Source organism: Trinickia symbiotica, assembly GCF_002934455.1.
Lineage (GTDB): Bacteria > Pseudomonadota > Gammaproteobacteria > Burkholderiales > Burkholderiaceae > Trinickia > Trinickia symbiotica.
This window is the reverse complement of record NZ_PTIR01000009.1, coordinates 134,911-160,272: the sequence shown is the minus strand read 5'-3', so window position 1 is coordinate 160,272 and position 25,362 is coordinate 134,911. Positions and strand designations below refer to the sequence as shown.

The 25,362-nt window shown below is 64.3% G+C and carries 19 protein-coding genes; 4 read left to right on the top strand and 15 right to left on the bottom strand.

What is annotated here, in order from left to right:
* Positions 1–56: 56 nt before the first annotated feature.
* The 5 genes from B0G57_RS15110 to B0G57_RS15090 all read right to left on the bottom strand — a co-directional run bounded on the left by B0G57_RS15110 (position 57) and on the right by B0G57_RS15090 (position 6,279).
* Positions 57–2,315: a xanthine dehydrogenase family protein molybdopterin-binding subunit gene (locus B0G57_RS15110; RefSeq protein ID WP_018441158.1), complete on the bottom strand. Its 2,259-nt coding sequence runs from the start codon at positions 2,313–2,315 to the stop codon at positions 57–59.
* Entirely contained in the window at positions 2,312–2,767 is a 456-nt protein-coding gene (locus B0G57_RS15105; RefSeq protein WP_018441159.1) for a (2Fe-2S)-binding protein, read from the bottom strand. Before B0G57_RS15105 ends, B0G57_RS15110 begins: the two co-directional genes overlap by 4 nt.
* Positions 2,764–4,062 (bottom strand): c-type cytochrome, encoded by a 1,299-nt coding sequence (locus tag B0G57_RS15100; protein ID WP_018441160.1) that lies wholly within the window; start codon positions 4,060–4,062, stop codon positions 2,764–2,766. The genes B0G57_RS15105 and B0G57_RS15100 overlap by 4 nt, the downstream gene beginning before the upstream one ends.
* A gap of 175 nt (positions 4,063–4,237) precedes the next feature.
* Positions 4,238–5,620 (bottom strand): ATP-binding protein, encoded by a 1,383-nt coding sequence (locus B0G57_RS15095; RefSeq protein ID WP_018441161.1) that lies wholly within the window; start codon positions 5,618–5,620, stop codon positions 4,238–4,240.
* Positions 5,620–6,279 (bottom strand): response regulator, encoded by a 660-nt coding sequence (locus B0G57_RS15090; protein WP_026229759.1) that lies wholly within the window; start codon positions 6,277–6,279, stop codon positions 5,620–5,622. Before B0G57_RS15090 ends, B0G57_RS15095 begins: the two co-directional genes overlap by 1 nt.
* 167 nt (positions 6,280–6,446) lie before the next feature.
* Here B0G57_RS15090 and B0G57_RS15085 point away from each other — a divergent pair, with 167 nt between their 5' ends.
* The 3 genes from B0G57_RS15085 to B0G57_RS15075 are packed head-to-tail and all read left to right on the top strand — an operon-like array spanning position 6,447 to position 12,011.
* On the top strand, positions 6,447–7,865 hold the full coding sequence (locus tag B0G57_RS15085; protein WP_035468778.1) for a TolC family protein: 1,419 nt from the start codon (positions 6,447–6,449) through the stop codon (positions 7,863–7,865).
* Between the two features lie 4 nt (positions 7,866–7,869).
* The gene (locus B0G57_RS15080; RefSeq protein WP_018441164.1) at positions 7,870–8,958 is read left to right on the top strand and encodes an efflux RND transporter periplasmic adaptor subunit; all 1,089 of its coding nucleotides are present in this window, start codon (positions 7,870–7,872) and stop codon (positions 8,956–8,958) included.
* Positions 8,955–12,011: an efflux RND transporter permease subunit gene (locus B0G57_RS15075; RefSeq protein ID WP_018441165.1), complete on the top strand. Its 3,057-nt coding sequence runs from the start codon at positions 8,955–8,957 to the stop codon at positions 12,009–12,011. The genes B0G57_RS15080 and B0G57_RS15075 overlap by 4 nt, the downstream gene beginning before the upstream one ends.
* Here the strand turns inward: B0G57_RS15075 and B0G57_RS15070 are convergent.
* The 8 genes from B0G57_RS15070 to ctaD all read right to left on the bottom strand — a co-directional run bounded on the left by B0G57_RS15070 (position 12,008) and on the right by ctaD (position 22,546).
* Positions 12,008–13,255 carry an NRAMP family divalent metal transporter gene (locus B0G57_RS15070; RefSeq protein ID WP_018441166.1) on the bottom strand — a complete coding sequence of 416 codons (1,248 nt, stop codon included), beginning with the start codon at positions 13,253–13,255 and terminating at the stop codon, positions 12,008–12,010. The genes B0G57_RS15075 and B0G57_RS15070 overlap by 4 nt on opposite strands.
* A 114-nt stretch (positions 13,256–13,369) precedes the next feature.
* The gene (locus B0G57_RS15065; protein WP_018441167.1) at positions 13,370–14,638 is read right to left on the bottom strand and encodes an SLC13 family permease; all 1,269 of its coding nucleotides are present in this window, start codon (positions 14,636–14,638) and stop codon (positions 13,370–13,372) included.
* Positions 14,635–16,026 (bottom strand): MFS transporter, encoded by a 1,392-nt coding sequence (locus tag B0G57_RS15060; RefSeq protein ID WP_223258585.1) that lies wholly within the window; start codon positions 16,024–16,026, stop codon positions 14,635–14,637. Before B0G57_RS15060 ends, B0G57_RS15065 begins: the two co-directional genes overlap by 4 nt.
* Complete coding sequence (locus tag B0G57_RS15055) at positions 15,980–16,561, bottom strand: hypothetical protein (protein ID WP_018441169.1); 582 nt, start codon at positions 16,559–16,561, stop codon at positions 15,980–15,982. Before B0G57_RS15055 ends, B0G57_RS15060 begins: the two co-directional genes overlap by 47 nt.
* Before the next feature lie 228 nt (positions 16,562–16,789).
* Positions 16,790–18,166 (bottom strand): sigma-54-dependent transcriptional regulator, encoded by a 1,377-nt coding sequence (locus B0G57_RS15050; protein ID WP_018441171.1) that lies wholly within the window; start codon positions 18,164–18,166, stop codon positions 16,790–16,792.
* The gene (locus B0G57_RS15045; protein ID WP_018441172.1) at positions 18,148–19,683 is read right to left on the bottom strand and encodes a sensor histidine kinase; all 1,536 of its coding nucleotides are present in this window, start codon (positions 19,681–19,683) and stop codon (positions 18,148–18,150) included. The genes B0G57_RS15050 and B0G57_RS15045 overlap by 19 nt, the downstream gene beginning before the upstream one ends.
* 107 nt (positions 19,684–19,790) lie before the next feature.
* Positions 19,791–20,783: a hypothetical protein gene (locus B0G57_RS15040; protein WP_020566235.1), complete on the bottom strand. Its 993-nt coding sequence runs from the start codon at positions 20,781–20,783 to the stop codon at positions 19,791–19,793.
* Between the two features lie 227 nt (positions 20,784–21,010).
* Positions 21,011–22,546 (bottom strand): cytochrome c oxidase subunit I, encoded by a 1,536-nt coding sequence (gene ctaD / locus B0G57_RS15035; RefSeq protein ID WP_223258592.1) that lies wholly within the window; start codon positions 22,544–22,546, stop codon positions 21,011–21,013.
* Positions 22,547–22,803: 257 nt separating this feature from the next.
* Here ctaD and B0G57_RS15030 point away from each other — a divergent pair, with 257 nt between their 5' ends.
* The gene (locus B0G57_RS15030) at positions 22,804–23,310 is read left to right on the top strand and encodes a DUF2244 domain-containing protein (RefSeq protein ID WP_018441175.1); all 507 of its coding nucleotides are present in this window, start codon (positions 22,804–22,806) and stop codon (positions 23,308–23,310) included.
* A gap of 24 nt (positions 23,311–23,334) precedes the next feature.
* On the opposite strand, the gene glnA is transcribed toward B0G57_RS15030, so the two are convergent.
* Together glnA and B0G57_RS15020 are read right to left on the bottom strand one after the other, a co-directional pair.
* Entirely contained in the window at positions 23,335–24,840 is a 1,506-nt protein-coding gene (gene glnA / locus B0G57_RS15025; RefSeq protein ID WP_018441176.1) for a type I glutamate--ammonia ligase, read from the bottom strand.
* A gap of 96 nt (positions 24,841–24,936) precedes the next feature.
* Positions 24,937–25,140: a hypothetical protein gene (locus tag B0G57_RS15020; protein ID WP_018441177.1), complete on the bottom strand. Its 204-nt coding sequence runs from the start codon at positions 25,138–25,140 to the stop codon at positions 24,937–24,939.
* Between the last annotated feature and the right edge of the window lie 222 nt (positions 25,141–25,362).

Below are 25,362 nucleotides of genomic sequence, written 5' to 3'. Positions count from 1 at the left end.
GCACCTGCAAACCAATTGGAGCCTACGCGGCGTTGATTTACTGCTGGGAAGCGCTTCTAGCTGTTCCGCAAGCGCGCGGCAAGCCGTGGCGGCGATAACGGCAGCTCGCGAATCCGCTGCCCCGTCGCATCGGCCACGGCGTTGGCAAGCGCAGCCGCCATCGGCCCCTGCGACGCCTCGCCCACGCCGAGAAACGGTTGTCCTGGCCTGTCGATCAGATCGACTTCGATCGATTGGGGCACCGAATCGAAGCGCAGGATGGGGTAAGTGCTCCAGTCGTAGCTCGTGATCGTGCGCCGGTCGAACGTCGTCTCCTCGAACAACGTCCAACTCGCCGACTGAACGATCCCGCCTTCGACCTGATTGCGCACGCCGTCGGGATTGACGATCTGACCGCAATCGATGGCGCTTGCTACGCGGCCGATCTTCACCGCACCGGTATCGGGCTCAACCATCACCTCCAGCGCAATCGCACAGTAGGCCATCAGGTTCTTGTATTTCGCGAACGCGAAGCCCCGCCCGTGCCATCGCTCGCGCGTCCCCACCCTCGACCAGCCGAAACGCTTCGCCGCTTCCCGGATCACGTCTTGCGCGCGCGCATCGTCGAGATGACGCAGCCTGAACTCGACGGGATCGACGCCGGCAGCGGCGGCGAGTTCATCGACGAAACTCTCGATCGAAAAAACGTTGTGATAAGCGCCGAGCGAGCGCATCGCCGATACGCGGATCGGCATATCGGGCAGGAAGTGGTGCTGCACGTGTAGGTTCGGAATCCGGTAGAGCGGAATGCTGTTGCGATCGCCACCACCCTCGGGCATCGGTATCGGCTTCGGCGGCGCCGGCATGAACGGCTTCTCGAGAAACCACGTCGGCATCAACCGTCCCGCGTTTTCGATGCGGTTGTTATGGCTGTTGCTCCAGATTTCGAAGCGCCAATCGACGATCTGCCCTGAGGCGTCGAGCGAAGCCGTCACGTCTGTCACCATCGCGGGCCCGAACGGCTCCCAAGCATGCTCCTGCTCTCGCATCCATTGCACGCGCACGGGCCGTCCCGGCACGGCATGCGCGATCAATGCGGCATCGGCGGCGACATCGTCGGCGCCGTTGTGGCCGTAACAGCCGGAGCCCTCGACATGCACGCAGCGCACCTGTTCCCGCGGCATCGAGAGCATCTCGGCGAGCCCGTTGCGCAAGGGGAAAACGCCTTGCGTATGCGTCCATACAGTCAGCCGCGTCCCGTCGAACTGCGCGATCGCGCAAGAGGGGCCGATCGAGCCGTGCGTCATATAGGGCTTTTCGAAGCGTGCATGCAATGTCTTCGCCGCGGGCGGCGCGTCGGCTTTCGTGTCCGCAACGGCGATCTCCTGCGCCGGCAGCTTCATCAGCGTCTCGTGGATCGTCGCCTGCTCGGGCAAGGGCGGACCGCCGTTCCACTTCGCGCTCGCGGCGAGCTCGCGCATTGCGACGATCGCGCGCCATTCGTCGTCGGCAACCACCGCCAGATAGCTGCCGTTCTTGACGACGGCGATAACGCCCGGCATCTTGCCGACTCCAGCCGTATCGACCGAGGCGAGCGTCGCCCCGTACGACGGCGGTCGGACCACGCGCGCGTGCACCATTCCTGGCAGCCGCATGTCCTGCACGTAGCTCGGCCCGCCCGTCACTTTGCCCGGAATGTCCACGCGCGGAAATGAACGCCCTATGACGGTGAATGCGCGAGGGTCCTTCGTCGCTTGCCCCGGCTCGGCGTTGCGGTGCAGATTCACGCCGCTCACCGCGTCGCCGAACGATATCCGCCGGCCGTCGGCGGAGACGATCTCGCCGCCCTTGACGTCGAGCGTTGCCGCATCGACCTGAAGCTTCGACGCAGCCGATTGCAACAGCAACGCGCGCACCTGCGCGGCGGCATTCTCGATCGCCGTGCCGCTATCGGCCATCGAATGACTCCCCGCGGTGTAGCCTTCGTTCGGCGTCGCGGCCGTATCGGCCGTGATCAGCGTAATGCGCTCGGGCGGGACGCCGAGCTCGTCGGCGGCGATCTGAATGAATGCGGTTCGGATTCCCGTGCCGAGCTCAGCCTTGCCCGTGAAGACGGTAATGCCGCTCTTCTCGTCGATTCTGATCCACGAATCGAGCGACGGCGTCGACTTCAAGCTGCCCGGCAGTTGCGGCGCGCTCACGGTGAACGTGCCGGCTTCCGTCGTCGTCTGCGCCAGCGCGCGGGCCAGCGGCAACAGCGAGAAGCCCACCGTCACGCCGCCTGCCACCAGAAAATGCCGGCGGCTCGCGTTCTCGAGCGAAGAGCGGTTCGTCATGTCGCGCGCCCGGCTTCGCGTATCGCCGCGAGAATGCGCATATGCGTGCCGCAGCGACAAAGATTGGCCATCATATGCTCACGGATCTGCTCGTCGGTAGGAGACGGCACGCGTTCGAGCAATGCCTGCGCGCGCATCACCATGCCCGCTATGCAATAGCCGCATTGCGCCGCCTGCTTGTCGATGAATGCTTTTTGCAGCCTGCTCGGATGGCTCGCGCTGCCGAGGCCTTCGATGGTTCGGACATGGCGATCGCCGACGCTAGCTACCGGCAGCAAGCACGAGAACACCGGCTCGTCGCCGACGATCACCGTGCATGCGCCGCACTGGCCCAGGCCGCATCCGAACTTCGCGCCGTTCAGCCCGAGTGAGTTGCGCAGCGCATAAAGCAGCGGCATCGAAGGGTCGATGTCGAGCGCGCGGCGTTCACCATTCACTGTCAGTTCGATCATGGGTTCACGGTCTCCTTGCGAAGCTTGGCGACGTCCGCGCGATCGAGAGTCCACGGCGCCTCGACGCTGAAACGCGAACGCATGTACACCGCGACATCGGCGATCTGAGCGTCGTCGAGCATCTTGGCGAACGCGGGCATAAACGGGCCCCGCGTTCCATTGCCGCCCGGAATGCCATCGAGGATCACGCGAATCGCGTTGCGCGGAGTCTGCGAATTGACAGCCGTGCCGAGCGAGAGCGAGGGGCGATCGCCGAGCGTCGACATCGGAGCGGCAGCGCCATGGCACGATGCGCACGCGCCTTCGAAGAGCGTCGCGCCTCTTTCCAATCGGGCGCGATCGGTCGATGAACTCGATAAAGCCGATCCCGTTGACTGCGTGCGCGATAGCGCCGAGCTCTGGCCGGCTTGCAACGTCATCAAATAGGCGACCATCGCGCTGATATCGTCCGCGGACGCGGCGCCAAGCGAATCCGTCACGGGCCGCATCGGTCCCGCCGCCGCGCCGTGCTCGCTCGCAACGCCAGTGCGCAGATACGCTTCGAGCTGATCGACGGTCCACGGCTTCGGCCGTCGCAGCAGCGTCGTCAGCGCAGGCGCTTCCCAGCCCTCGATCACACCGCCTTCGAAGGCATATCCGGATTTCTCGGCGCCGAGCACATTCAGCGGCGTATGGCAGGCGGCGCAGTGACCCACGCTGTCGACCAGATACTTGCCGCGTCTCGCCAGCGCGTCGGCCGGGACGAGCGACGGCTCGGCGGCGCGATGGGCGAAGAGCCGGTTCCAGCCCGCAAGCAATGGCCGAAACTCGAAAGGAAACGCGAGGTGGTTCTTCGGCGCGACAGCGTGAAGTGCCTGGCGTGACATGACGAAGCGATAGACCGATGCGATGTTGGCATCGGTCATGTGCGTGAAATGCGGGTATGGGAACGCCGGATAGAGCAGATGACCATCGGGTGCGACGCCCTCGCGCATCGCCCGTCCGAATTGGTCCAGCGACCAGCGGCCGATGCCGGTTTGCGCGTCCGGGGTGATGTTCGTCGAGTAGAGCGTACCGAACGGCGTGGCGAAAGCGCGGCCTCCAGCGAAGGGCGCCCCTCCGGGCGCCGTATGACACGTCGCGCAATCGCCGAGCGCGGCCAGTTCGGCGCCGCGCCGGATCGAAGCGTCATCGGCGGCGCCGCGCGTCGGTTTCTGTTCCGCTGCGAACGACGCGAGCCACGATGCGCGAAACGTAAAGACCGTTGCCGCCAGCGCCAGAAGACAGACCACCGCGGCGATGAATCGCCTCCTCATCGTCCCTCCGCGCGAAGCTCGACAGAGAAACGCTATCACGGATCGAGGTTTCGGTCTCCGCAGGACTCCTAATGATCTGATCTGCTTTCAAATTCCATGCAACGATGCCGCGATGAAGGCCGGATGTGAGGGTTTGCGCCAGCACCATCATTCAGGCGGCCACCTTCAGGCGCCGCTATTCGGGCGCGACCGCTCGCTGCGTCGATCGCTGCAAAGTCTCGACCGCCGCAGGATTGAGTCCAGCGATCGATACCGTGAGGCCAAGCCCGTCTTCGTTGTTCCGCAGCGCGAGCGACGCGTGATGACGCTGCACGATCCGCGCAACGATGGCAAGACCGAGACCACTGCCTTGCCCCTCCGCCCCCGCGCTGCGATAAAACCGATCGCAAACGCGCGGCAGTTCATCTTCGGGAATGCCCGGCCCGTTATCGCGCACAGAAAGGCCGATACCGTTCGCGTCGCGCTGCAACACGACATCGACCTTGCCGCCTGTCGGCGTATGGCGAATCGCATTGTCGAGCAGGTTGTTCAGCACCGCCGTCAGCGCATGCGGCTCGCCCATCACGGCGAATTCGCCGTCGGCCGCCGCCGCGTGGTCGACTTCGAGGCCGAGGTCGATCGATTTCGTCTCGGCCACGAGCGAGAGATCGCCGACGGCCTGCTCGGCGAGCCGACGAAGATCGACCGGCTGCATCTCAGCCACGCCAAGCGCGTCTTCGCGCGCCAATGCGAGCAACTGCTGAACGAGCCGGATGAGGCGGTTGAGCCTCTCCTCGATTTGCGCAAGCGTCCGCCCTTCACCCTTCAACGAGCCGTCGCGCTCGGCGGCCTGAAGCTGAAGGCGCAGCGCGGTCAGCGGTGAGCGCAGTTCGTGCGCGGCATCGGCAACGAACGTGCGTTGCGCCTGTGATGCAGTGCCGAGGCGCGCCAACAAATCGTTGAGCGCGTGCACGAGCGGCCGGATCTCGACGGGCATGGCGGAGTCGAATCGCAGCGGCTCGAGCGCTTCGAACGAACGCGTCGACAAGGCTCGCGTCACTCCCCTTATCGGAGCGAGCGCCCGCCCGACGACGACGAGCACGAGTACGATCGTGGCCGGCAACAGCAACGCGAACGGCCAGAGCGTGCGCAACGCGAGCCGCGCGGCAAGCGCATCGCGCACCGAGACCGGCTGAGCCACCTGAACGAACCGCTCGCCGACTTGGGCGCTGAACACACGCCAATGCTTTTCATCAACCTCTATCGTGCGAAAGCCCTCCGCTCCCCGCTCGAATGGCGGTGTGTCCTCCGACCGATAGACGACCCGGCCTTGCTGATTGCGGACCTCGATCGCGATGCGGTCTTCCGAGAGCCCTTCCAGTTGCGGACTTGGCCCGACCGCCACGCCTACCGTGGCGACGTCCGGCGGCAGGGAGAGTGCCACTGTCCGCAGCTCGTAGTCGAAGAGTTCGCCCGCTTCTCCGCGGGCCTTCAGATAGACGCCATAGCCGGCAATGGCAGACACGGCGACGAAGCCGAAGATGAGCCAGCCGAGCAGGCGGCCCTTGATCGAGCGCATCAGACTCGCCTCAAGCGATATCCGACCCCGCGCACGGTGACGATCTCCTCGGCGCCGATCTTCCTTCGCAAACTGTGCACGTGGACTTCGACGGCATTGCTGCCGATCTCTTGTTGCCAACCGTAGATCTTCTCTTCGAGTTCGGATTTCGTATAGACGCGCGAGGGCATCTCGATCAGCGCCCGCAGCAACGCGAACTCGCGCGGCATGAGCGGAATGGACTCGCCGTCCTTCGTGACCTCGCGCGATGCGGGATCGAGTGTCAGCACGCCGTGCGTGTAGACAGGCTGCTTTTGCCCCGTGCGCCGGCGCAGCAGTGCGCGGATTCGTGCCGCGAGCTCGTGCAGATCGAATGGCTTGACGAGATAATCGTCCGCGCCCGTATCGAGCCCGCGCACGCGCTCGTCGACGGCATCGCGCGCCGTGACGATGATCACGGGCGCGGCGCCTCCTGCCTTGCGATACGCATTCAGGACTTCTATCCCCTCAGTCTTCGGCAAGCCGAGATCGAGCAGTACAAGGTCATACACGCCGTTTGCGAGTGACAGTTGCGCCTCCCGACCGTCGCGGGCCCAATCGATTGCATAGCCCTCGCGCCGCATCGCACCGAGCACGGGTTCCGCAATCATCTGATCGTCTTCGACCAAAAGCAGTCGCATGGCCTTCGCTTCCTCTCTTTTGTACGCCGCCAGCATAGCGCAGTGCGCTGGCGGCGATGCAGGCAAATATGGACTGTAGTGGCTCGGCAGCGTGCACGAGCTTTGCTTAAGCGTCGCTTAAGGAAATGTTCGGGACAATGCACGCTCGCAGACACGAAGGATCGATCTTGTCCGTTTTTCACGCTGTCACGAGCGCGCTTGCGCGGGCCGCACGGCGTCTGATCGCGCCCGGCTTCACCCTCGCGCTCGCCGCTTGCACGTGGTACCACGGAGAGCCGTTGGGCCGACAGCAAACGCTGATGTCGCCTGAGGCGCTTGGCCGAGTCCGCATCGATCCTTCGACGATGCCGCTGCCCGCGCTCGCCGCCCATCGGTTCGATCCCTCCGATGGACTCGACATCGAAGAAGTCGCGATGCTCGCCGTTGCCGACAATCCCGATCTGAAGCTCGCGCGAGACGACCTCGGCATCGCGCGCGCACAGGCCTTTTCGGCAGGCCTGCTGCCCGACCCGCAGCTAAGTGTCGCGAGCGACTATCCCGGTGCGGCCGGATACTCGCGCGCGTTCACGTACGGGCTGAGCATGGACGTGATGGCTATCATCACGCGCGGTGCAAACAAGCGGTCGGAGCAAGCCAACGTCACGAAGATCGATCTGGGCCTGCTATGGCAGGAATGGCAAGTCGTTGCGCAAGCCAAGCAATTATTCCTGAAGGCGCGGCTGTCGGACGAGATTCTGCCTCTTCTTCGGAAACAACTTGATATCGCCAAGGCCCGCTATGAGAGCGCGGCCGCAGCCGAGCGCTCTCGCGCCGTCACCGAAGACATATCGACGGCGTCGCTCATTGCGTACACCGACGCTCGCAAGCAATACGGCGATGCCGAGCGCGAAGCCGAGCAAACGCATCACGACTTGAACGCGCTGCTCGGCCTTGCACCTGATATCCGGTTGCGGCTGACCGGCGACGACGATAGCGTCCCGGTATCCGACACGCAGATCGATACCGCTCTCGCCGACCTATCGAAGCGCCGCCCCGATCTGCTCGCACTGCAAGCGGGCTACGAGGCTCAGGAGCAGAAATACCGCGCCGCTATCCTCAATCAGTTTCCGAGCCTTTCGGTCGGCTTCGTGCGGGCGCGCGACACGTCAGAGATTTATACGAGCGGCTTTCAGATCAACCTGAGCCTGCCGATCTTCAATCGCAACCGCGGCAATGTCGCGATCGAGCAGGCAACGCGGCAGCGGCTGCATGACGAGTACCAGATCCGGCTGAATCAGGCCTATGCCGATGCAGCGCATCTGCGTGCGGATACCGCGATCTTGACGCAAGCCCTCGAGCGCGCCGACGCCGCGTTGCCGGGCGCGGAGCGCGCCGCCGACGATGCCGAGCGCGCCTATGACGCGCGGGATCTCGTGCTGGGCGCGTATTCCGACGCATTGAGCGCAGCCCTCACCAAACGAATCGAAGTCGCGCGACTGCGCGAATCGCTCGCCGAGCAACGCATCGCGCTGCAGACGGTTCTCGGCAGCGCGATCCCCGATACGTTCTCTAACCACGAACACATCATCGACACCCATGCGAAATAACCTCATGTCGACGCGCACGGCGCGGGCCGCGATCAGCGTCGCTGCTGTGACAGCGCTGCTGACCGGTTTCGCTCGACACGCATGCGCCGACGAGGCGCAAGCCGGTGTCGTAGCCGTCCAGACCGTGCGTGCCGAACGCGGAACGATCTCCGAGCCTGTGCGCGCTTACGGCATCGTCGCCGCGTCTCAATCGAACGTCACGACGCTGTCGTTGCCCTACGTGGTTCAGGTCGCACGGCTTCTCGTTCAGCCCGGGCAGACCGTCAAACGCGGAACGCCGATCGTGCTCGTGAAAGCCGATGCCGCGGCGCTGCTCGCCGCCGACCAGGCGCAAACCGCACTCTCGTTCGCTCGCGGCGAGCTTGCCAGGACGCAGTCGCTTTACGATCAGCATCTCGCGACGGCCTCTCAAGTCGCGGCCGCGCAAAAGAGCGTGGAGGACGCACGGCAGGCGCTCGCGGCGCAGCGACAGATGGGCGTGGGAAGCGGCGCGCGCACCATCGCGGCACCCGCGGACGGAGTCGTCCTTCAAGTATCTGTCTCGCAAGGCGATCAAGTAGCGGCAGGTTCCGCGATCGCGCAGATCGCTACGACGAGCGGCGGCACGGGCGGGCGAGCGAATGTGATGCTCGGCGTGGAGCCCGACGATGCGGGCGCGGTCCACGAGGGCGATACCGTCACGCTGCATGGACTCTCCGCCTTGCTTTCGAAGCAAACCGTAACGGGCCGCATCACGACGGTCGGCGCCGCTATCGATGCGCAAAGCCATCTCGTCGACGTCGGCGCAAATGTGCCGCTCCGGAACTCCGCATTCATTCCGGGCACGCAGGTCAGCGCGGATATTGCGACGCGCAGCGGTACGCACTGGATCGTTCCGCGGTCAGCGGTGCTGACTGACGGTCACGGCACTTATCTCTTTCAGGTGACGCAAGAACACAAGGCGCATCGTGTACCCGTCGCCGTCGCCATCGAAAACGGCGAGCGCTATGGCGTGGACGGCGCGCTGGATGCGACGCTGCCCGTAGTGACGGTCGGCAACTATGAGCTCGAAGACGGCGCGGCAGTCCGCGGCGCTGGAGAGTCGGCTCGATGAACTTCAGTCAATGGATGCAGACGCATCGGCGCTCGCTGCTTTTCGTGCTGGCGCTGCTCGCCGTTGCCGGTACGCTCGCAGCCTTTCGCCTGCCGATTTCACTGTTTCCCAACGTCTCGTTTCCGCGCGTCGTGGTCTCGCTCGACGCCGGCGATCGACCGGCCGAACAGATGGCGACACTCGTCACCACGCCGGTCGAAGAGGCGCTGCGCCGCGTGCCGAACGTCATCGACGTCCAATCGAAAACGAGTCGGGGCTCCGCTGAGATCTCGATCAATTTCAACTGGGGCACCGACATGCCGCAGGCCACCCTGCAGGCACAGTCGGCAATCAGCGAAATCCTTGGCACCCTTCCGCCCGGCACCTCGATGCTCGTGCGACGCATGGATCCCACCGTCTTTCCGGTACTCGCGTACAGCCTGACCTCCGATCGGCAGACACTGTCGGCGCTACGCGATCTCGCGCAGTTTCAATTGCGTCCGCTGCTTTCATCGATCGACGGCGTCGCGCGCGTAGACGTGACCGGCGGCGCGCAGGACGAGCTCGAAGTCGAAATCGACCCGGCGCGCCTCGCCGCGTACAAGCTTTCGCTCGCCGACGTCTCGAAGGCGATCGGCGCGACCAACGTGCTGATGGCCACGGGCCGCATCGAAGACCACGACAAACTTTATCTCGTCATCGCGAATACTCCTGTCACACAGCTAACCGAGCTCAAGCGCGTGGTCGTCGCGGACAACGGCGCGATGCAGGTCCGCCTCGGCGACATCGCCAATGTCCATCTCGGCGTCATGCCGCAGTGGATCCGGGTCACCGCCGACGGTCACGACGCCGTTCTGGTCAACATCTATCAGCAACCCGGCGCAAACAGCGTCGCGATGGCCGCGGCCGTGCGTGCGCGACTTGCCTCGTTCAGTCGCCAGATGCCTTCCGGCGTGCATTTGGCGAACTGGTACGACCAGAGCCAATTGGTGGTTGCCTCGGCCAAGAGCGTACGCGATGCGATCATCATCGGCGTCGTGCTCGCGGCGATTACATTGTTCGTATTCCTGCGCAATGGGAAGATCACGGCGATTGCCGTCGCACTCGTGCCGGTCGTCATGGCGTCGACGATCTTGCTCCTCGACGTGTTCGGCATGGGATTCAACATCATGACGCTCGGCGGCATGGCCGCCGCGGTAGGCCTGGTCATCGACGACGCGATCGTCATGATCGAGCATATCGTGCGGCGCATTCGGGAGACAGGGGAGAAAGCATTCCACGGGCGCGTGATGTCGGCCGCGCTCGAGTTCACGCGACCGCTCTCGGGATCGTCGGCCGCCACGCTCATTATCTTCGTGCCGCTCGCGTTTCTTTCCGGCGTGACGGGCGCCTTTTTCAAGGCACTTTCGATCACGATGGCAAGCGCACTCTTCATTTCGTTTCTCGTCACATGGCTCGCCGTCCCGATCCTCTGTGATCACTGGCTCAAACCCGCCGATGCCGAAGAGCATCGCGAGTCGCGGCTCGGCGCCTGGCTCAATCAGCACTACACAGGACTCGTCGATCGGTTGATCGCGCGGCCGGCGCTGGTCCTGCTCGCCCTCGTGCCATTGGCGGTAGTCGCGGCCTTCGCCTTCACGCGGGTGGGCAGCGGTTTTATGCCCGCGATGGACGAAGGCGGTTTCGTGCTGGATTACCACACCGAACCGGGCACCTCGGTGACCGAAACCGACCGGCTGATGCGGCAGGTGGAGGCAATCTTGCGCGCGAACCCGAACGTCGAGACCTATTCCCGCCGCACGGGCGCCGGCCTAGGCGGCGACCTCAACGAGCCGAATCGCGGTGACTTCTTCGTGCGGCTGAAGTCCGCTAACCGCGAGCCGATCGAGACAGTGATGGAGGAAGTTCGGACGCAAATCGCCCATGACGTGCCCGGCGTCAGCGTGGAACTCGCGCAGCTGATGGAAGACCTCATCGGCGATCTGACGGCCGTTCCGCAGCCCGTGCAGATCAAGATTTACTCCGACGACCAGAACTTACTCGATGCCACCGCGCGCAACGTCGCGATGCGTATCGGCAAGATCTCCGGCGTCGTCGATATCGACGACGGCATCCACCCCGCCGGCGACGCGCTCGAACTCCATATCCGGCCCGGTGCCGCCGCGGCCGAAGGCATGGATCCCCAGTCGATCGCACAAGCTGTCGCTCAGATGGTCGACGGGGACGTCGCCACGCAGTTTCAGCGTGGACCCAAGACCATTGGCGTGCGTGTCCGCGTGGCCGATGCATTGAAGCTCACCGATACGGAACTGGGCCGCCTGCGCGTCCGTGCGCCGGACGGTCATCTATTCGCGCTCGATCGCGTCATGGACCGTGTGGTTATCTCGGGGCAGCCTGAAATCACCCGCGACAATCTGAAGCGGATGGTCGCCGTGACCGCTCGCATCGAAGGCCGCGATCTCGGTTCGACGATAGCCGACGTGCAACGCGTGCTCGGGCAGCCGGGGCTGCTTCCGGCCGGCATCTATTATGAGCTCGGAGGACTTTATCAGCAGCAGCAGATCGCATTCCGAGGTCTCCTCACGGTATTCGGCGCCGCCATCGCGCTCGTATTCGGGCTGCTGCTCTTTCTATACGAGCGCCTGCGCGTCGCATGCGCGGTCATGATCATGCCGCTAGTCGCGGCGGGCGCCGTATTCATCGGACTGTGGGTGACCGGTATCGAGCTCAACATCTCGGCGATGATGGGAATGACGATGATCATCGGCATCGTGACCGAAGTAGCGATCTTCTATGTTTCCGAGTTGCAGGGCCTCGTTCGCGACGAAGGGATGCCGTTGCGGCAGGCGTTGATCGAGGCGGGCCGCAACCGGATGCGACCGATCGCCATGACCACGATCGCGGCCATCCTGGCGCTTACGCCGCTCGCCCTCGCGCTCGGCCAGGGCTCCGCGATGCAGCAGCCGCTCGCGGTGGCGATCATCTCGGGACTGATCGCTCAACTGCCACTCGTTCTGTTGTTGCTGCCGATTCTGCTGCATCTGTTGCTGCGTAGGGATGTCGAAGGGGTCTAGAGCAGCCAGCCGGCTGCGGCCCCAGCGAAACCCGCCACGCAGACGATGGCGGCCAGCGCGCCGACGAGACCGAGATACCAACGGCTCGGCCGATGCGCGACGGGCAGCGCGACCGCAGCGAGCGCAATCAGCAGCCCGACGATGAGCGGCAGCATCAAGGCATTGAGAACCTGCGCGCCGACGTTCAGCGACACGAGATCGGGCTCGATACCGACGATGAGCGCGCTGACGCCGACCGCCCCGGCATAGACGCCAAAAAACCATGGCGCGCGCGTCGGCCCGCCTTCGAGGCTTCTGCTGTAGCCGGACACTTCACCGATGCCCCACGCGAGCGCCAGCGAGCAGACGATGGCCGCGACGAGCGATGCGCCGAGCACGCCCGCGCCGAACAACAACCGCCCTGCTTCGGGACCGACGACGCTCGAGAGCGCCGCGCCGATTTCGCCGACGCTTTGCAGGCCGTGCGGATCTCCCGCGTTCGACAGTGTCGCGGCGGTCGCGACGAGAACGGCGCCAGTCAGCAACTGCGTGAGCACCGAACCGAGCGCGGTCTCGACTCTCGCGTTGTGATAATCGAGCGACGTGAACTTCTTGTCCGCAACGGCGGCCTGCTGATAGAAGATCATCCACGGATTGAAGGTCGCGCCTATCAGCGCCGCCGCCAGGTAGGAAAATTCGGCATGCCGGAACGGCATATCTTGCAGCTGCCTCGCCAACGTGCTGAAGTCGGGCCGCGCATGCCAGACGACCGCGAAGAACGAGAGTTCGAACATCCCGATCAGCATCGCCACGCGGTCGACGCGCTTGTGCGAGCCGGTCGCGACGACGGCGAGCAGAACGCATACGGCAAGCGGCAACGTGACATACCGCGGCACCCCATACATCTCGCCCACGCCGGCGACACCGGTAAATTCGGTCACGAGGGAGCCCATCACCGCCACGAAGAGCCCGGCTGCGGCAAGGCCGGCCCACAGTGCGCCGAAACGTCGACGCACGAGTTCGCCGAATCCTCGGCCGTTGAAGATGCCGAGCCGCACACAGAGCTCCTGGATCATATAGAGCAGCGGAATCAGCGCGAGCAGCACGGGTAGCAGTCTCACGCCCCATCTCGCTCCGCTTTGAGCGGCGGTGACGACGTTGCCCGCGTCGCAATCGGCAAGCATGACGAGCAGACCCGGCCCCCAGCCGGCCGTCGCGCGCAAAGCGTCGCCGCTTCGCCTCATCAATGCTTGGAAGTCGGCCATGATCGCCGCGGAGCAAGTAGGTGTAGTGAGGTAAGGCTAAAACGATAGCCGAAATTCCGAGTCCCGGACACCCTGTACATCCGGTCATGCATCGACGAGCTTGCATCCGATCCGTCACGAAAAGGAGAGTGATAGCCCGAGCAGTGCGGCGACGAGCGCGGGGAGCATCACCACGGCGCCCACTTTCAGAAAATCCACGCCCCGCACCTCGAGCCCGCCTTTACGTAGCGCGGCGAGCCAGAGAATCGTCGCGAGCGATCCGGTGATCGACAAGTTCGGGCCGAGATCCACGCCGACGAGTACGGCGCCGGCAACGGTTGCCGGCGCCTTTGTCGCGGCGATCGCCGTGCCCGCGAGCAAGCCTGCGGGCAGATTGTTGACTAGACTGCAGACGAGCGCGATCGCAACCCCGGACAGCCAGACCGTGAGCGTCACGGAATAGCGCGTGAGCGCATCGAGCAGATGAGCCAGCATGCGGATCGCGCCGGTCCGGTCCAACCCTTCCACGATGACGAAGAGCCCCGCGACGAGCGGCAGCACGGACCAAGACATCTGAGCAAGATGGGACCAGAGCAGTCGGCGCTTTTGCAGACAGACCGCCACGAAGACCGCTGCTCCGGCCGCGAAAGTCGGGAGTCCTAAGGAGACCCCTCTGGCGGAAGAAGCCATCATCACGGCAGCCATCATGACGATGCCGCAGCCCGTTGTCTTGCCGGAAGCGCCCAACGGGGGCACATCGACGTTTCGTTCGATGCGTCCGCAAAGCGCGCCGCGTTGAGCAAATCGCAGCGCGACATAGGTGACGACGACCGAAAGCGCCGACGGCGCCGCGAAGCGCGCGAGCCATGCGGCGAGACCCGGCAGCCGATCGTGGAAGACGACAAGATTTGCCGGATTCGAGATCGGAAGCACGAAGCTCGCCGCGTTCGCAACGAACGCGCAGATATAAAGAAGAGGCAGCGGCTTTTCGGCTTTGACGGCACGCGCAACGGCTACGACAGCCGGCGTCAGCACGACGGCCGTCGCATCGTTCGACATCGTGATCGTGACGACGGTACCCACGCCATACAACAGGAAGAAAAGACGCTTGGCCGATCCCGCCGCGCGCCTCGCCGCGAGCGCGGCCATGTAATCGAAGAGCCCCTCTCTGCCCGCCAATTCGGCCACGATCATCATGCCCGTGAGGAACAGATAGACGTCGGTTCCTTTGCCGGCCGCGCGCAGTGCATCGGCCCACGGCAATGCCCCCGATAGGCAAAGCGTCAATGCACCAAGGAGCGCCCAGATCGCCTCGGGCAACCTGAACGGCCGCATGACAACGCCGAACGTGGCCGCGAAGGCGATAGCCCAGACGGAAAACGGGGAAGCGAAGAGTGCATTCATGGGCGGTGGCCCTCGCAGGCATCGGCAGCCGCAACCGCCGGTGGAATGTGGATGATCGTGGACGCACTCGAGGACCGGATGTTCGCAAGCGTTTCCGGCATCGCAACCGCAAACAGGACGAGCGCGATCAGCGCCATGAAGGCGAGCAGGCAAAACGCGGCCCCGAAGCCGAATCGGTCGACGATGAAGCCGCTCGTCAGATTGCTGAGCGCCGCGCCGATGCCCACCGCCAGCGAGATCGTCCCTTGCGCGAAGCTGAACCGCCCTGTCCCACGCATCAAATCCGACGCAATAATCGTCGCCACGACGCCAAAAATGCCGGCGGATATTCCGTCCAGAATTTGAATGCCGATCACCGCATAGGCGTTGTCGGTCGCGGCGAAGAGCAGCCCTCGGATCGGCAGCACGACGAGCGCGACGAGGAAAATCTTCTTGCGCCCGATGCCGGCTCGCATGGCGCGGCCCACGGCCGATGCCGTCACCATCATCACGAGCTGCGCGGCGATCACGCATGCGCTGAGGCCGATCAAGTCCTGACCCGGGTGGGTTTTGGCGATCATCTGCCCCGCGAGCGGCAGCATCGCCGCATTCCCGAAATGGAAGAAAACGACCGTGGCGAGGAACACCCAGACGTCGCGGCGCGTGACGATACGGGCTAGCGGCAACGGTTGTGCTTTGCCATCCCGGACGGTCTCTCCTCCGCGCGCCAGTTCGTGATCGATCTCGGACGGCCGGATGAGCATCACGGCGAGCGAACTCGCGAATGCGAAGAAGCAGACGAGGTAGAACAACCAGATTGCACCCTGGTACTGCCCGACAAGGCCGGCCATCGCCGCGGCCGTGAAGTTGCCGGCATGGTTGAGGCTCTCGTTGCGGCTCACGCGCGCCGGCAACGCGCCATGGCCGACGATGCCGAGACTGAGCGCGGCAAGACACGGCGGAATGACGGCCGCAACGAGCGCGAGCATGACCTGTATCGCGAGCACGACGAGCAACGTCGAACTGTGTGCGATCGCGAGACATCCGAGCCCAATCGTCAATGACGAGACCGCGATGACGGTTCGCTTGGCCCGCGCCGCGTCCACGAGCATTCCCGCGGGGATCTGGCTCAGCGCGGCCGCGATGCCGCTTGCGCCCATGACGAGTCCGATGTCGCCCGAGGACCAATGCTGCGATCCCTTGAGGAACACCGCGAGAAACGGGCCGATGCCGTCGCGCACATCGGCCATGAGAAAGGTCAGCGCATCCAGCGCGCCGAGGCTTCGCCTCGACGGCGAGCGGAATGCCGCCGCGCCATCATCGGTCTCGTCGACAAACCGCTTCGCCGCCGCACCCATGGCCTCAGGCGTCCGTTTCGGCGCCGGCCACATGCGCGATCTCGTCGACATCGAGCGTGCGCCCGATACCGGTCTCGACGAGTTCGCCCCAAGCCTCGACGCAGGCGCCTGGCGTCAGGTGCGAAGCCAGCTCGGCGGCGGATTCGCGGGACATCCGCAACGATGTGCCGTCATCGAGCAGCGCGCCGCGCAGCTCGCCTTTCGGCCCATGCAGCGACAGCACGACGGCACCCGACACCTTCTGCGCGCGTCGCGCCGGGCCGGGATCTCGTTCGTCAAGGTCGGCTGCCGGCTTCTTACGCTTCTTCTCGCCGCCATGCGGTCCATCGTCGATGACGACATCGCCATGCGCAGTAACGATCGATACGGCGGAAACCATATTGACGCCACGCGGCTTGACTCCTCGCACGCTCACGATATCGCCGGGCGCGACGCGCTCGACGAGCGTCGACGAAAGATGCGGCGGCAGATGAACCTGCAGATGTCCGTCGAGAATCAAACCGTCCGCATCGCCATGTGGGTTGAGCAACAGGCGCGTGACGGTACCTTTCGTTTCGGGCAGGCTTTCGGGATCTATCCAATGCATGTTCAGTTCTCCTTGGCGATTGAGATACGCATCGACGATTGGCCGTCGTGCGCGGAGGAGAACAAGGCAATGAGCATGCCATCGGCGCGACGGCCTGACGACAAGGGAAAGACCAACGATGAGCCGCAACCGGGCATCGATAAGTGTCCGGTTGTCGGACAGGGGGTGTCCGATTCATTGACAGCGTGGTCGCCAACCGGCGCGCCGCACTCGAGGCGCAGCGCGACTTTATCCGAGCCCGAGACTGGCCATCTTCGTATAAAGCGACTGGCGACTGATGCCCAGTCTGCGCGCGGCATCGGCGCGATTGCCTCCTGCGAGCTCGAGCGCGCGCGCAATCACCGCGCGCTCGACCCGCTCGATCGCCTCCGCGAGCGGCAACTCGGCGAGCGCGGCCAACAGCGCGTCGTCGGCTGCCCCCGTTCGCGCGCCGAGAAACGAAAGGTCGTCGCCGGTGATCGCCGGGCCCGGCGCAAGCGAGGCGACACGTTCGATCGTGTTCTTGAGCTCGCGCACGTTGCCGGGCCACGCGTGCTCGACGAGGCGCCGCTCGGCCTCGGGCGAAAGATGCATGGCGCGCCCCGTCGACATCCTCACGGACGAGAGGAAGTGCTCCGCGAGCGGAAGGATGTCGGCGATCCGTTCGCGCAGCGGCGGCAAGTGCAGCGGCACGACATTGAGCCGGTAGAGCAGGTCCTGCCGGAAATCGCCGGCCGCCACCATCGAGTCGAGGTCGCGATGCGTCGCCGCCACGACGCGAACGTTCACGGAAATCGGCTTGCTCGTTCCGAGCGGCATCACCTGCCGCTCTTGCAGCACGCGCAGCAGCTTCGCCTGCATGGCGGCCGGCATGTCGCCGATCTCGTCGAGAAAGAGCGTGCCGCCGTCGGCCTCGGCGATCCGGCCGATACGCTCGGCGGCCGCACCGGTAAAGGCCCCCTTCGCGTGACCGAACATCTCGCTCTCGAGCAGATCATGCGGGATCGCCGCGCAGTTGATGGCGACGAACGCCGCACCGCGCCGCATCGACGATTCATGCAGCACGCGCGCGGCCACCTCTTTGCCCGTTCCGGTTTCGCCCGTGATCAGGACGCTTGCATCCGTGGAGGCGGCGCGTCCTAGTTGTTTCTGGACACGGCGCATGGCCTCGCTGATGCCCAACAGCCTCGCCTCGCTATGCGATGGGGGCTCGTCCGCGAACGGCGCATCGGCTTGCACTGCGTTTGGCGGCGGCTCGTTGGCGGTAAAGACGCGCAGCAATAGCGACGCGATGTCATCGCGGCCGACCGGCTTCGTCAAGTGCTCGAACGCGCCGAGCCTCATTGCGCCGATGGTGTTGTCGCTCGTCGCGAACGCCGTCAGCATGACGACCGGTACGGCCTTGAACCTGCTGTCGTTACGCAGCTTCTCGAGCATGGCGAGCCCGTCCATGTCGGGCAGACGGAAATCGAGAAAGATGCAGTCCGCTGGCTCGCCGCCATGCAATCGGTCGAGCGCGGCGGCGGCCGAGTCGGCTTCAACGACGCGATGACCGAGGTCTTTCAGCGTTTCCGCGAGACCTTCACGAAACGCGTCGTCATCATCGATCACGAGGATGGTTGCCACGGTATCTCCATGACGAAACGCGCGCCCGCCTCGGCATCGTCGAGCCGGACGAGTCCGCCGTGCGCGGACGCGACTTCGCGCACCACGGCGAGGCCCAACCCTGTGCCGTCCGGGCGGCCGGTCACGAATGGCTCGAAAATTCGCTGCCGTTGATCGGCCGGCACGCCGGGGCCATCGTCGGCCACTTCGATCGCGAGCAACGATTCGCCGCCGCGGCACACGCGTCGAGCCGATACCATAACGGTCCCTTCCTCGCCGACATGACGCAGCGCATTGATGAGCAGATTGTCGAGCGCGCGGCGCAGTTGCTCGGGGTCGAGCCGCAAGACCGGAGAAGCCTCGCCCGCCGATGCGTCCGCATCGATTCGCAGTTCGAGAGCAAGCGTCACGCGCCGCTTCTCCGCACGCTCTCGATAGGCCTCGACGATCGCCTGGAGCCAGCGGGCGATATCCACTTCGACGGGCCGAACGACGATCGGTTGCGTCAACGCGAGCAAGCTCGCGAGCTGCGTCTCGATGCGCCCGATCTGCTCGAGGATCACACGCAGCGCATCGCGCTGCCGCGCACTGTCCGCCGCCAGCGCGTTCTCCGCCTTGAGCCGCATCGCGCCCGCCGGGTTTCGAATTTCGTGAGCGATCTCGGCCGCAAGCCTGCCGAGCACGCCGAATCGCTCCGCCTCGGCGAGCCTTTTGGCGAGATCGGCCGCTTGCTGCTGCAAGGCCGCCGTGCGTTCGACGTAACGATTCAGCGCTGCCACGATCTTGTCGAGATCGGGCTCGCCCAGAGGCTCGAAGCGCGTCGTCCCCGGATGTTCGCTCCGCGGCGAAAGCGCGGCCTCGAGCTCGACGAGGTTGCGCTTCCAGCGGCGCAATGCCAGCGCGAGCACGACGGCGATGACGAGTATGACGGCGAGCACGATGGCGAGGCTGGCGCTCAGCGCCTCGCCGTGCGGCCCGAGCGGCGGGCGCGCACGCGTGAGCATCCACGCGAGGAGTGTGCCTTCGCCGCGCACGGGGCACGCCGCCGCGACGACGGCATCCTGTCCGCTCTCGATGATGGATTGCGCACTCGCGTGCTGCGCGGCAGCCGCTTGCAACGTACGCAAAATCAACGGCGTCTCGGCTTCCGGGATGTCGCGCTTGACGCCGCTGCCTTGATAGGTCGGAAATGCGTAGGCGAGGAAACCGCTTCGTGCGGCACTGTCTTGCATGCTGCCGGCCGCTGACGGCGTGTTCGTCCAGAAGCCACCCTCGACACCGTCGAACCTGAGCAGCACGACATCGAGGACCGCCCGCATCAAATCGCGATTCGACGTTGCACGCGAGGAGGCGTCCGAGAGGCTGTAACGCGAAGCCACGGCCTCACAGGCCGCGGCCGCCCGCTCTTTGGCTCCCGCGACCTGCTCGCTTCCCACCGAGCTTGCGATGAACGCGATGACCGCGGCCAGCATCGCGCAGATCGCGGCGACGAGACCCCACGAAATCATGAGCTGCGTCGAGAACGATGGCCGCTTCATCGGTATGACGGGCGAAAGAGATGGCGCAAGGATAGCGCAAAGCGAACGCGGGCCGGCTGAGGAGCCGCGAGGAGGCGCTCCGGGCGACCAGAATCGATCAGAATTGATCAGAATCGATAGCCGACGCCCGCGAGGTAGATATCGCTGTCCTTGTCGTATCCGGTCAACACACGGTTCCACGAAGCACGCACGAGCCAGTGCCGCGTCATTTGATAGCTCGCGCTCATCGTCACCAGAATCGACACCTTGTCGCCCGTTTGCGTGGTGCCGCTCGCGCGGTAGGTATCGACGGCCACGTACGGCCCGGCGCCGACGGCAAGCCTCAGCGTGTTGCCGAAGAAAGAGCGGCCGAGCCAAGCCTGCACGGCCGCGCCGTTACGGCGCGTGAGAACGGTCTTGCCTTCGTCGAGCCAGCTCACCGTCGCGTCGACGTAGGGGCCGAAGCCGTGCCGATACTCGACACCTCGGGCCCAACTGCCCGGTGAGCTGAGGCTGTTGACTTCCGTCCTGCCGTAATACACGGTCAACTCGTCGCCGCTACCGGGGCCCGGGCGGGTGCCGTCGAACGACGTATGCGTAGCCGGTAGCGCGTCGAGCCGATAGCCGATGCCGGCGAGCGCCGTCGTCGTGTTGATGCTGTTCCGTGAGTAAGTTCGATTGACGGAGAGCTGATAAAACCAGCGCGGATTCGGATAATACGTGGCCGACACGCTGTAGATGAGCGCGATACCGTGGACATCCGAATAGCGTCGTGGCGCGTCCGCCGCCGTCGTGTCGAAAAAGAAATAGCCGCCAATGCCAGCCCCGAGCGCGAGCTTGCGATCGAAGAACCACGCGCGCCGCCAATACTGGAGCGCGAAGCCATCGCGATGGTGGCCCGGGAAATGCCCTTCGTTGAGCCACGAATACGAAAGCGAGTTATAGGCGTCGAGCGACTGGAGATAAGAAAAACCCCAGGCGTAGCTCGATTCGCTCGGGCCGTTGAAACGAGAACCGCCCGCGAGCGCCGAAAACTCCTGCGCGCATGCAGCGCCGCTGGCCACCGAAAGAATAATTGCGAACGCTCGCGACGCCCGTTGACGTCTGCCGCCGACTGCCATGCTTGTGCGCCTCTTACCATCCACGGTTGCTTCGCCCGGCGGCTGACCGGCTCGCGCCGGCTCCGAAGCCGGGGCCAGATCGGGCTAGTTTAACGGTCGCGAACAGAAACGTCGCGCAAGGACGAGGAGGCGAAGATTACATTTGTTTAAATAGTGCGCCGTCCGGGCGACTGACGGCACGACGTCGCCGTCTCAAAGTTGCTCGATCGCAATCCTTCGCTCGACGTTCATTCGACGACCGGCGGCGTTTCGAACGTGTGGTAGGGCGCCGGGCTCGGCACGGTCCATTCGAGGCCCTGCGCGCCGTCCCATGGCGATGCACCCGCGGGCTCGCGATCCTCGTGCTTGCCGAAGTAAAGCGGCAGCGCGACGGCGAACAAAAAATAAACCTGTGCGAGCCCGAAAACGAATGCGCCAACGGTTGCGACGCGGTTCCAGTCCGTGAACTGCGCGGCGTAGTCCGCATAGCGACGCGGCATGCCGGCGAGCCCCAGGAAGTGCATCGGGAAGAAAGTGACGTTGAACGAAATCATCGTCAGCCAGAAGTGGATCTTCCCTCTCAACTCGTTGTACTTCCAGCCGGTCCACTTCGGCGACCAGTAGTACCAACCCGAAAAGAGCCCGAATAGCGACCCCGCGACGAGCACGTAGTGGAAGTGCGCCACGACGAAATAAGTACCGTGATACTGAATGTCCGTCGGCGCCATCGCAAGCATGAGCCCCGTCAGGCCGCCCATCGTGAAGACGAAGATGAAGCCGATCGCGAACAGCATCGGCGTTTCGAACGTGAGCGAGCCGCGCCACATCGTGGCGAGCCAGTTGAAGACCTTCACCCCCGTCGGCACCGCGATCAGCATCGTCGCGTACATGAAGAAGAGCTGGCTCGTGACGGGCATGCCGACGGTAAACATGTGATGCGCCCAGACGAGAAACGAGAGAATCGCGATCGAAGCGCCCGCGTAGACCATGGAGCTGTAGCCGAAGAGCGGCTTGCGCGAGAAGGCCGGGACCACCTGCGAAATGATCCCGAATGCGGGCAATATCATCACGTAGACCTCGGGGTGGCCGAAGAACCAGAACACGTGCTGATACATGACCGGGTCGCCGCCCCCAGCCGCGCTGAAAAAGCTCGTGCCGAAATGGCGATCGAACAGCAGCATCGTGACGGCGCCCGCCAGCACCGGCATGATCGCGATCAGCAAATAAGCCGTGATCAGCCACATCCAGACGAAAAGCGGCAGCTTCATCAGCGTCATCCCCGGCGCGCGCAGGTTGATGATCGTCACGATGATATTGATGGCGCCCATGATCGACGATGCCCCCATGATATGCACGGCGAAGATCGTGAAATCCATGCCGGGGCCCATCTGCGTCGAGAGCGGCGCATACATGGTCCAGCCGGCCGCCTGCGCGCCGGCGGGCGCGAAGAATGAACCGATGAGCAGCACGCCGCCCGCGGGTAGCAACCAGAAAGACAAATTGTTGAGCCGCGCGAACGCCATGTCGGGTGCGCCGATTTGCAGCGGGATCATCCAGTTCGCAAAACCAACGAACGCGGGCATGATCGCCCCGAAGATCATGACGAGGCCGTGAAGGCCGGTGAGCTGATTGAAAAACTCGGGGCGAAAAAACTGCAGCCCTGGCGAGAAAAGCTCGGCGCGTATCGCGAGTGCGAATACCCCGCCGACGATAAACATCGTGAACGAAAAAATCAGGTAAAGCGTGCCGATGTCCTTGTGGTTCGTCGTGCGCAGCCAGCGCATGAGGCCCGCCGGGGGGGCCGCGTGACCGTGCTCATGTTCATGGTGGCGATCGGCCGGTGTCGTCGCGGTTGTCATGCGGAGCCCTCCTACCCTCGATCAGCGGTGAAGCGCGCAACGAGCGTGCCGCGCCGGATCGCGCGCCTGTGGCCCGATCGACCAATGTGGATTTCCCTGCTTGCACGCGCGGATGCCCGGCGCCGCTGCCGCGGCACGGAGGTTGCATGTCAGTCGGCGCTTCCACCAGTCGGACATCGGCGATGTACGCATACTTTCGGCAGACAGTGGGGCCATTCGGCTCGTCCGGGGGCGAAGAAGGCCCCCCGATTTGCGAATGGCGCATCAAGCGCAATTGCTCGCTGACGCCGCGCCAATCGCTCGCCGCGACCACGTTTCTGATCGCGCTGGTCGCCCTGATCGGCGTCGGTTCCGCCGTGTCGTTCGGGGTATGGCTGGCGCTGCCGTTCTCGTTCCTCTACGTGCTCGCCATCGGTATCGCCTTCGTCGCCTATTCGAGGCACGCAACGGACGGCGAGACACTTCGGCTCGTTCCGCCTTTCATGATCGTGGAAGTGGACGAAGGCGGCCGGCGCACCGTCCATCGCATGAATGCAGCCCGGCTGACCGTGCTCCTCGACAGCGGCGACGAAGCGCACGTCTATCTTTCCGACGGCTGGCAGCGCATCAACGTCGGGGGGCAATTGCCCCTCGCGGCGCGCGAGGAATTCGTCCGACAGTTGCGACGGTTCATCGTGGTTGGCCGTTGAGATCCACGAGGCTGCCGCGGCCGCTCAAACATCGAAGTAAAGATGAAACTCCCACGGATGCGGGCGTAGCTTGACCGCATCGATCTCGCGCTTGCGCTTGTATTCGAGCCAGGTCGTGATGACGTCGTCGGTAAAGACGCCGCCTTTGCAAAGAAACGCATGATCGCTTTCGAGCGCCGCCAGCGCGGCATCGAGCGAAGCCGGCACCTGGCGTACCGCCGCCGCCTCCTCCGGGGGCAGGTCGTAGATATTGCGATCGAGCGGTTCGCCCGGATCGAGCTTTTGCTCGATCCCGTCGAGCCCGGCCATCAGCATGGCCGCGAAGGCGAGGTAGGCGTTCGCCGACGGATCGGGGCAGCGGAACTCCACCCGGCGTGCGCTCGGCGAATCGGAATACATGGGAATCCGCGCCGCCGCCGACCGGTTGCGCTGCGACATCGCGAGATTGACGGGCGCTTCGTAGCCCGGCACGAGACGCTTGTACGAATTCGTCGATGGCGCGCAAAACGCCATCAACGCGCCGGCATGATGAAGCAGTCCGCCGATGTACCAGCGACAGACATCGGAGGTGAGCGCCCATCCGCTCGCGTCGTAAAAGAGATTGCGCTCTTCTTGCCAGAGACTTTGGTGGCAGTGCATCCCGCTCGCGTTGTCGGCGAAGAGCGGCTTCGGCATGAACGTCGCCACCTTGCCGTGCTTGCGGGCGACGTTCTTGCAGATGTACTTGTAGAGCATCACGTTGTCGGCCATGCGCGTGAGCGTCGAGAACCGCATGTCGATTTCGTTCTGGCCGCCGGTCGCCACTTCGTGATGATGGACCTCCACCTGCACGCCGATGCTCTGGAGCATGAGCACGATTTCCGAGCGGATGTCTTGCAGCGTGTCGTGCGGCGGAACGGGAAAATACCCTTCCTTGTAGCGCATCTGATAGCCGAGGTTGCCGCCGCCGTACGCGCCTTCGTCGCTGCCGGTGTTCCATTCCCCTTCCGACGAATCGACGAAGTAGTAGCCGCTGTGCGCGTCCTGGCCGAACCGGATGGAGTCGAAGATGAAGAATTCGACCTCCGGTCCGAAGTAACAGGTCGTGGCGAGGCCCGTCTCGCGCAGATATCTTTCGGCCTTCTTCGCAATGTAGCGCGGATCGCGCGAGTACGGCTCATGCGTAACGGGATCGACCACATCGCAGATGATCGCGACCGTCGGCGTCGCGCAGACGGGATCGACGAAGGCCGTCGTCGCGTCGGGCACGAGCAGCATGTCCGATTCGTGGATCTCCTGGAAACCGCGGATCGACGAACCGTCGAAGCCGATTCCGTTCTGAAAGAGGCTCTCGCTGACTTCGGGCAGCGTAATCGAGAAGTGCTGCCAGAGCCCGGGCAGGTCGGTGAATTTCAAATCGACGATCTGAACGCCATGCCGGTTGATGAGATCGATCACGCCCTCGGCATTCGTCGGACGCACGACACGGTAGCTGCCCGGCTCGGCGAAGACTTCGAACCGCGATGTGCCCGTAGGTACCGTTGACGACATGGCTCGCCTCCTTCGCTTCGCTGCTTATGTTCGACCTTAGTACGTCCTGCCACAAAAACAAGGGCCGCAAGCGAAGGAGAACGAACCTCGGATCGATCAAGCGTCGGCAGCCATTCCTTTCAGGCACGCCTCGCCGGCGTCTTGCGCCGCTGCCCGCGTCGTATAGTTTTCGTCCGAAACCAGCGAACGCTTCACTTGCCTCGCGGCAAAATCGACGAGCGAAATGACCCAGACATAGCCGCCCGCACGTTCAGCCGTTTGAACGAAAGCCTGAACATCGCCTCTTTGCTCCGTATTCATCTGACCTCCTTGTTTGCTGGGAATCGATGCGGCGCGCGGCGGCCGAAAACCGTTGATGCGTCTACCGAGGATTGCGTGGGCAAGCCGCGGCCGCCACTAAACCGCAGACGCGAAAGCATCTTGATTGTAGGCCGCGCGCTCCAGATTGCGAGCCGGACCGAGCGGCCGTTCACGTGCCATGGGGTACGCGCCGCAGTTCCGTAAAATTACCGCGGGCAAGCC

Bases quoted from the DNA above. Each gene is read 5' to 3' on its own strand.
- B0G57_RS15030 (WP_018441175.1), top strand. From the start codon at position 22,804: ATGTACGCATACTTTCGGCAGACAGTGGGGCCATTCGGCTCGTCCGGG.
- B0G57_RS15020 (WP_018441177.1), bottom strand. From the start codon at position 25,140: ATGAATACGGAGCAAAGAGGCGATGTTCAGGCTTTCGTTCAAACGGCT.
- B0G57_RS15110 (WP_018441158.1), bottom strand. From the start codon at position 2,315: ATGACGAACCGCTCTTCGCTCGAGAACGCGAGCCGCCGGCATTTTCTG.
- B0G57_RS15090 (WP_026229759.1), bottom strand. From the start codon at position 6,279: ATGCGACTGCTTTTGGTCGAAGACGATCAGATGATTGCGGAACCCGTG.
- B0G57_RS15055 (WP_018441169.1), bottom strand. From the start codon at position 16,561: ATGCATTGGATAGATCCCGAAAGCCTGCCCGAAACGAAAGGTACCGTC.
- B0G57_RS15045 (WP_018441172.1), bottom strand. From the start codon at position 19,683: ATGAAGCGGCCATCGTTCTCGACGCAGCTCATGATTTCGTGGGGTCTC.
- B0G57_RS15100 (WP_018441160.1), bottom strand. From the start codon at position 4,062: ATGAGGAGGCGATTCATCGCCGCGGTGGTCTGTCTTCTGGCGCTGGCG.
- B0G57_RS15105 (WP_018441159.1), bottom strand. From the start codon at position 2,767: ATGATCGAACTGACAGTGAATGGTGAACGCCGCGCGCTCGACATCGAC.
- B0G57_RS15040 (WP_020566235.1), bottom strand. From the start codon at position 20,783: ATGGCAGTCGGCGGCAGACGTCAACGGGCGTCGCGAGCGTTCGCAATT.
- ctaD (WP_223258592.1), bottom strand. From the start codon at position 22,546: ATGCGCTGGCTGCGCACGACGAACCACAAGGACATCGGCACGCTTTAC.
- B0G57_RS15065 (WP_018441167.1), bottom strand. From the start codon at position 14,638: ATGAATGCACTCTTCGCTTCCCCGTTTTCCGTCTGGGCTATCGCCTTC.
- B0G57_RS15080 (WP_018441164.1), top strand. From the start codon at position 7,870: ATGTCGACGCGCACGGCGCGGGCCGCGATCAGCGTCGCTGCTGTGACA.
- B0G57_RS15060 (WP_223258585.1), bottom strand. From the start codon at position 16,026: ATGTCGACGAGATCGCGCATGTGGCCGGCGCCGAAACGGACGCCTGAG.
- glnA (WP_018441176.1), bottom strand. From the start codon at position 24,840: ATGTCGTCAACGGTACCTACGGGCACATCGCGGTTCGAAGTCTTCGCC.
- B0G57_RS15075 (WP_018441165.1), top strand. From the start codon at position 8,955: ATGAACTTCAGTCAATGGATGCAGACGCATCGGCGCTCGCTGCTTTTC.
- B0G57_RS15070 (WP_018441166.1), bottom strand. From the start codon at position 13,255: ATGGCCGACTTCCAAGCATTGATGAGGCGAAGCGGCGACGCTTTGCGC.
- B0G57_RS15095 (WP_018441161.1), bottom strand. From the start codon at position 5,620: ATGCGCTCGATCAAGGGCCGCCTGCTCGGCTGGCTCATCTTCGGCTTC.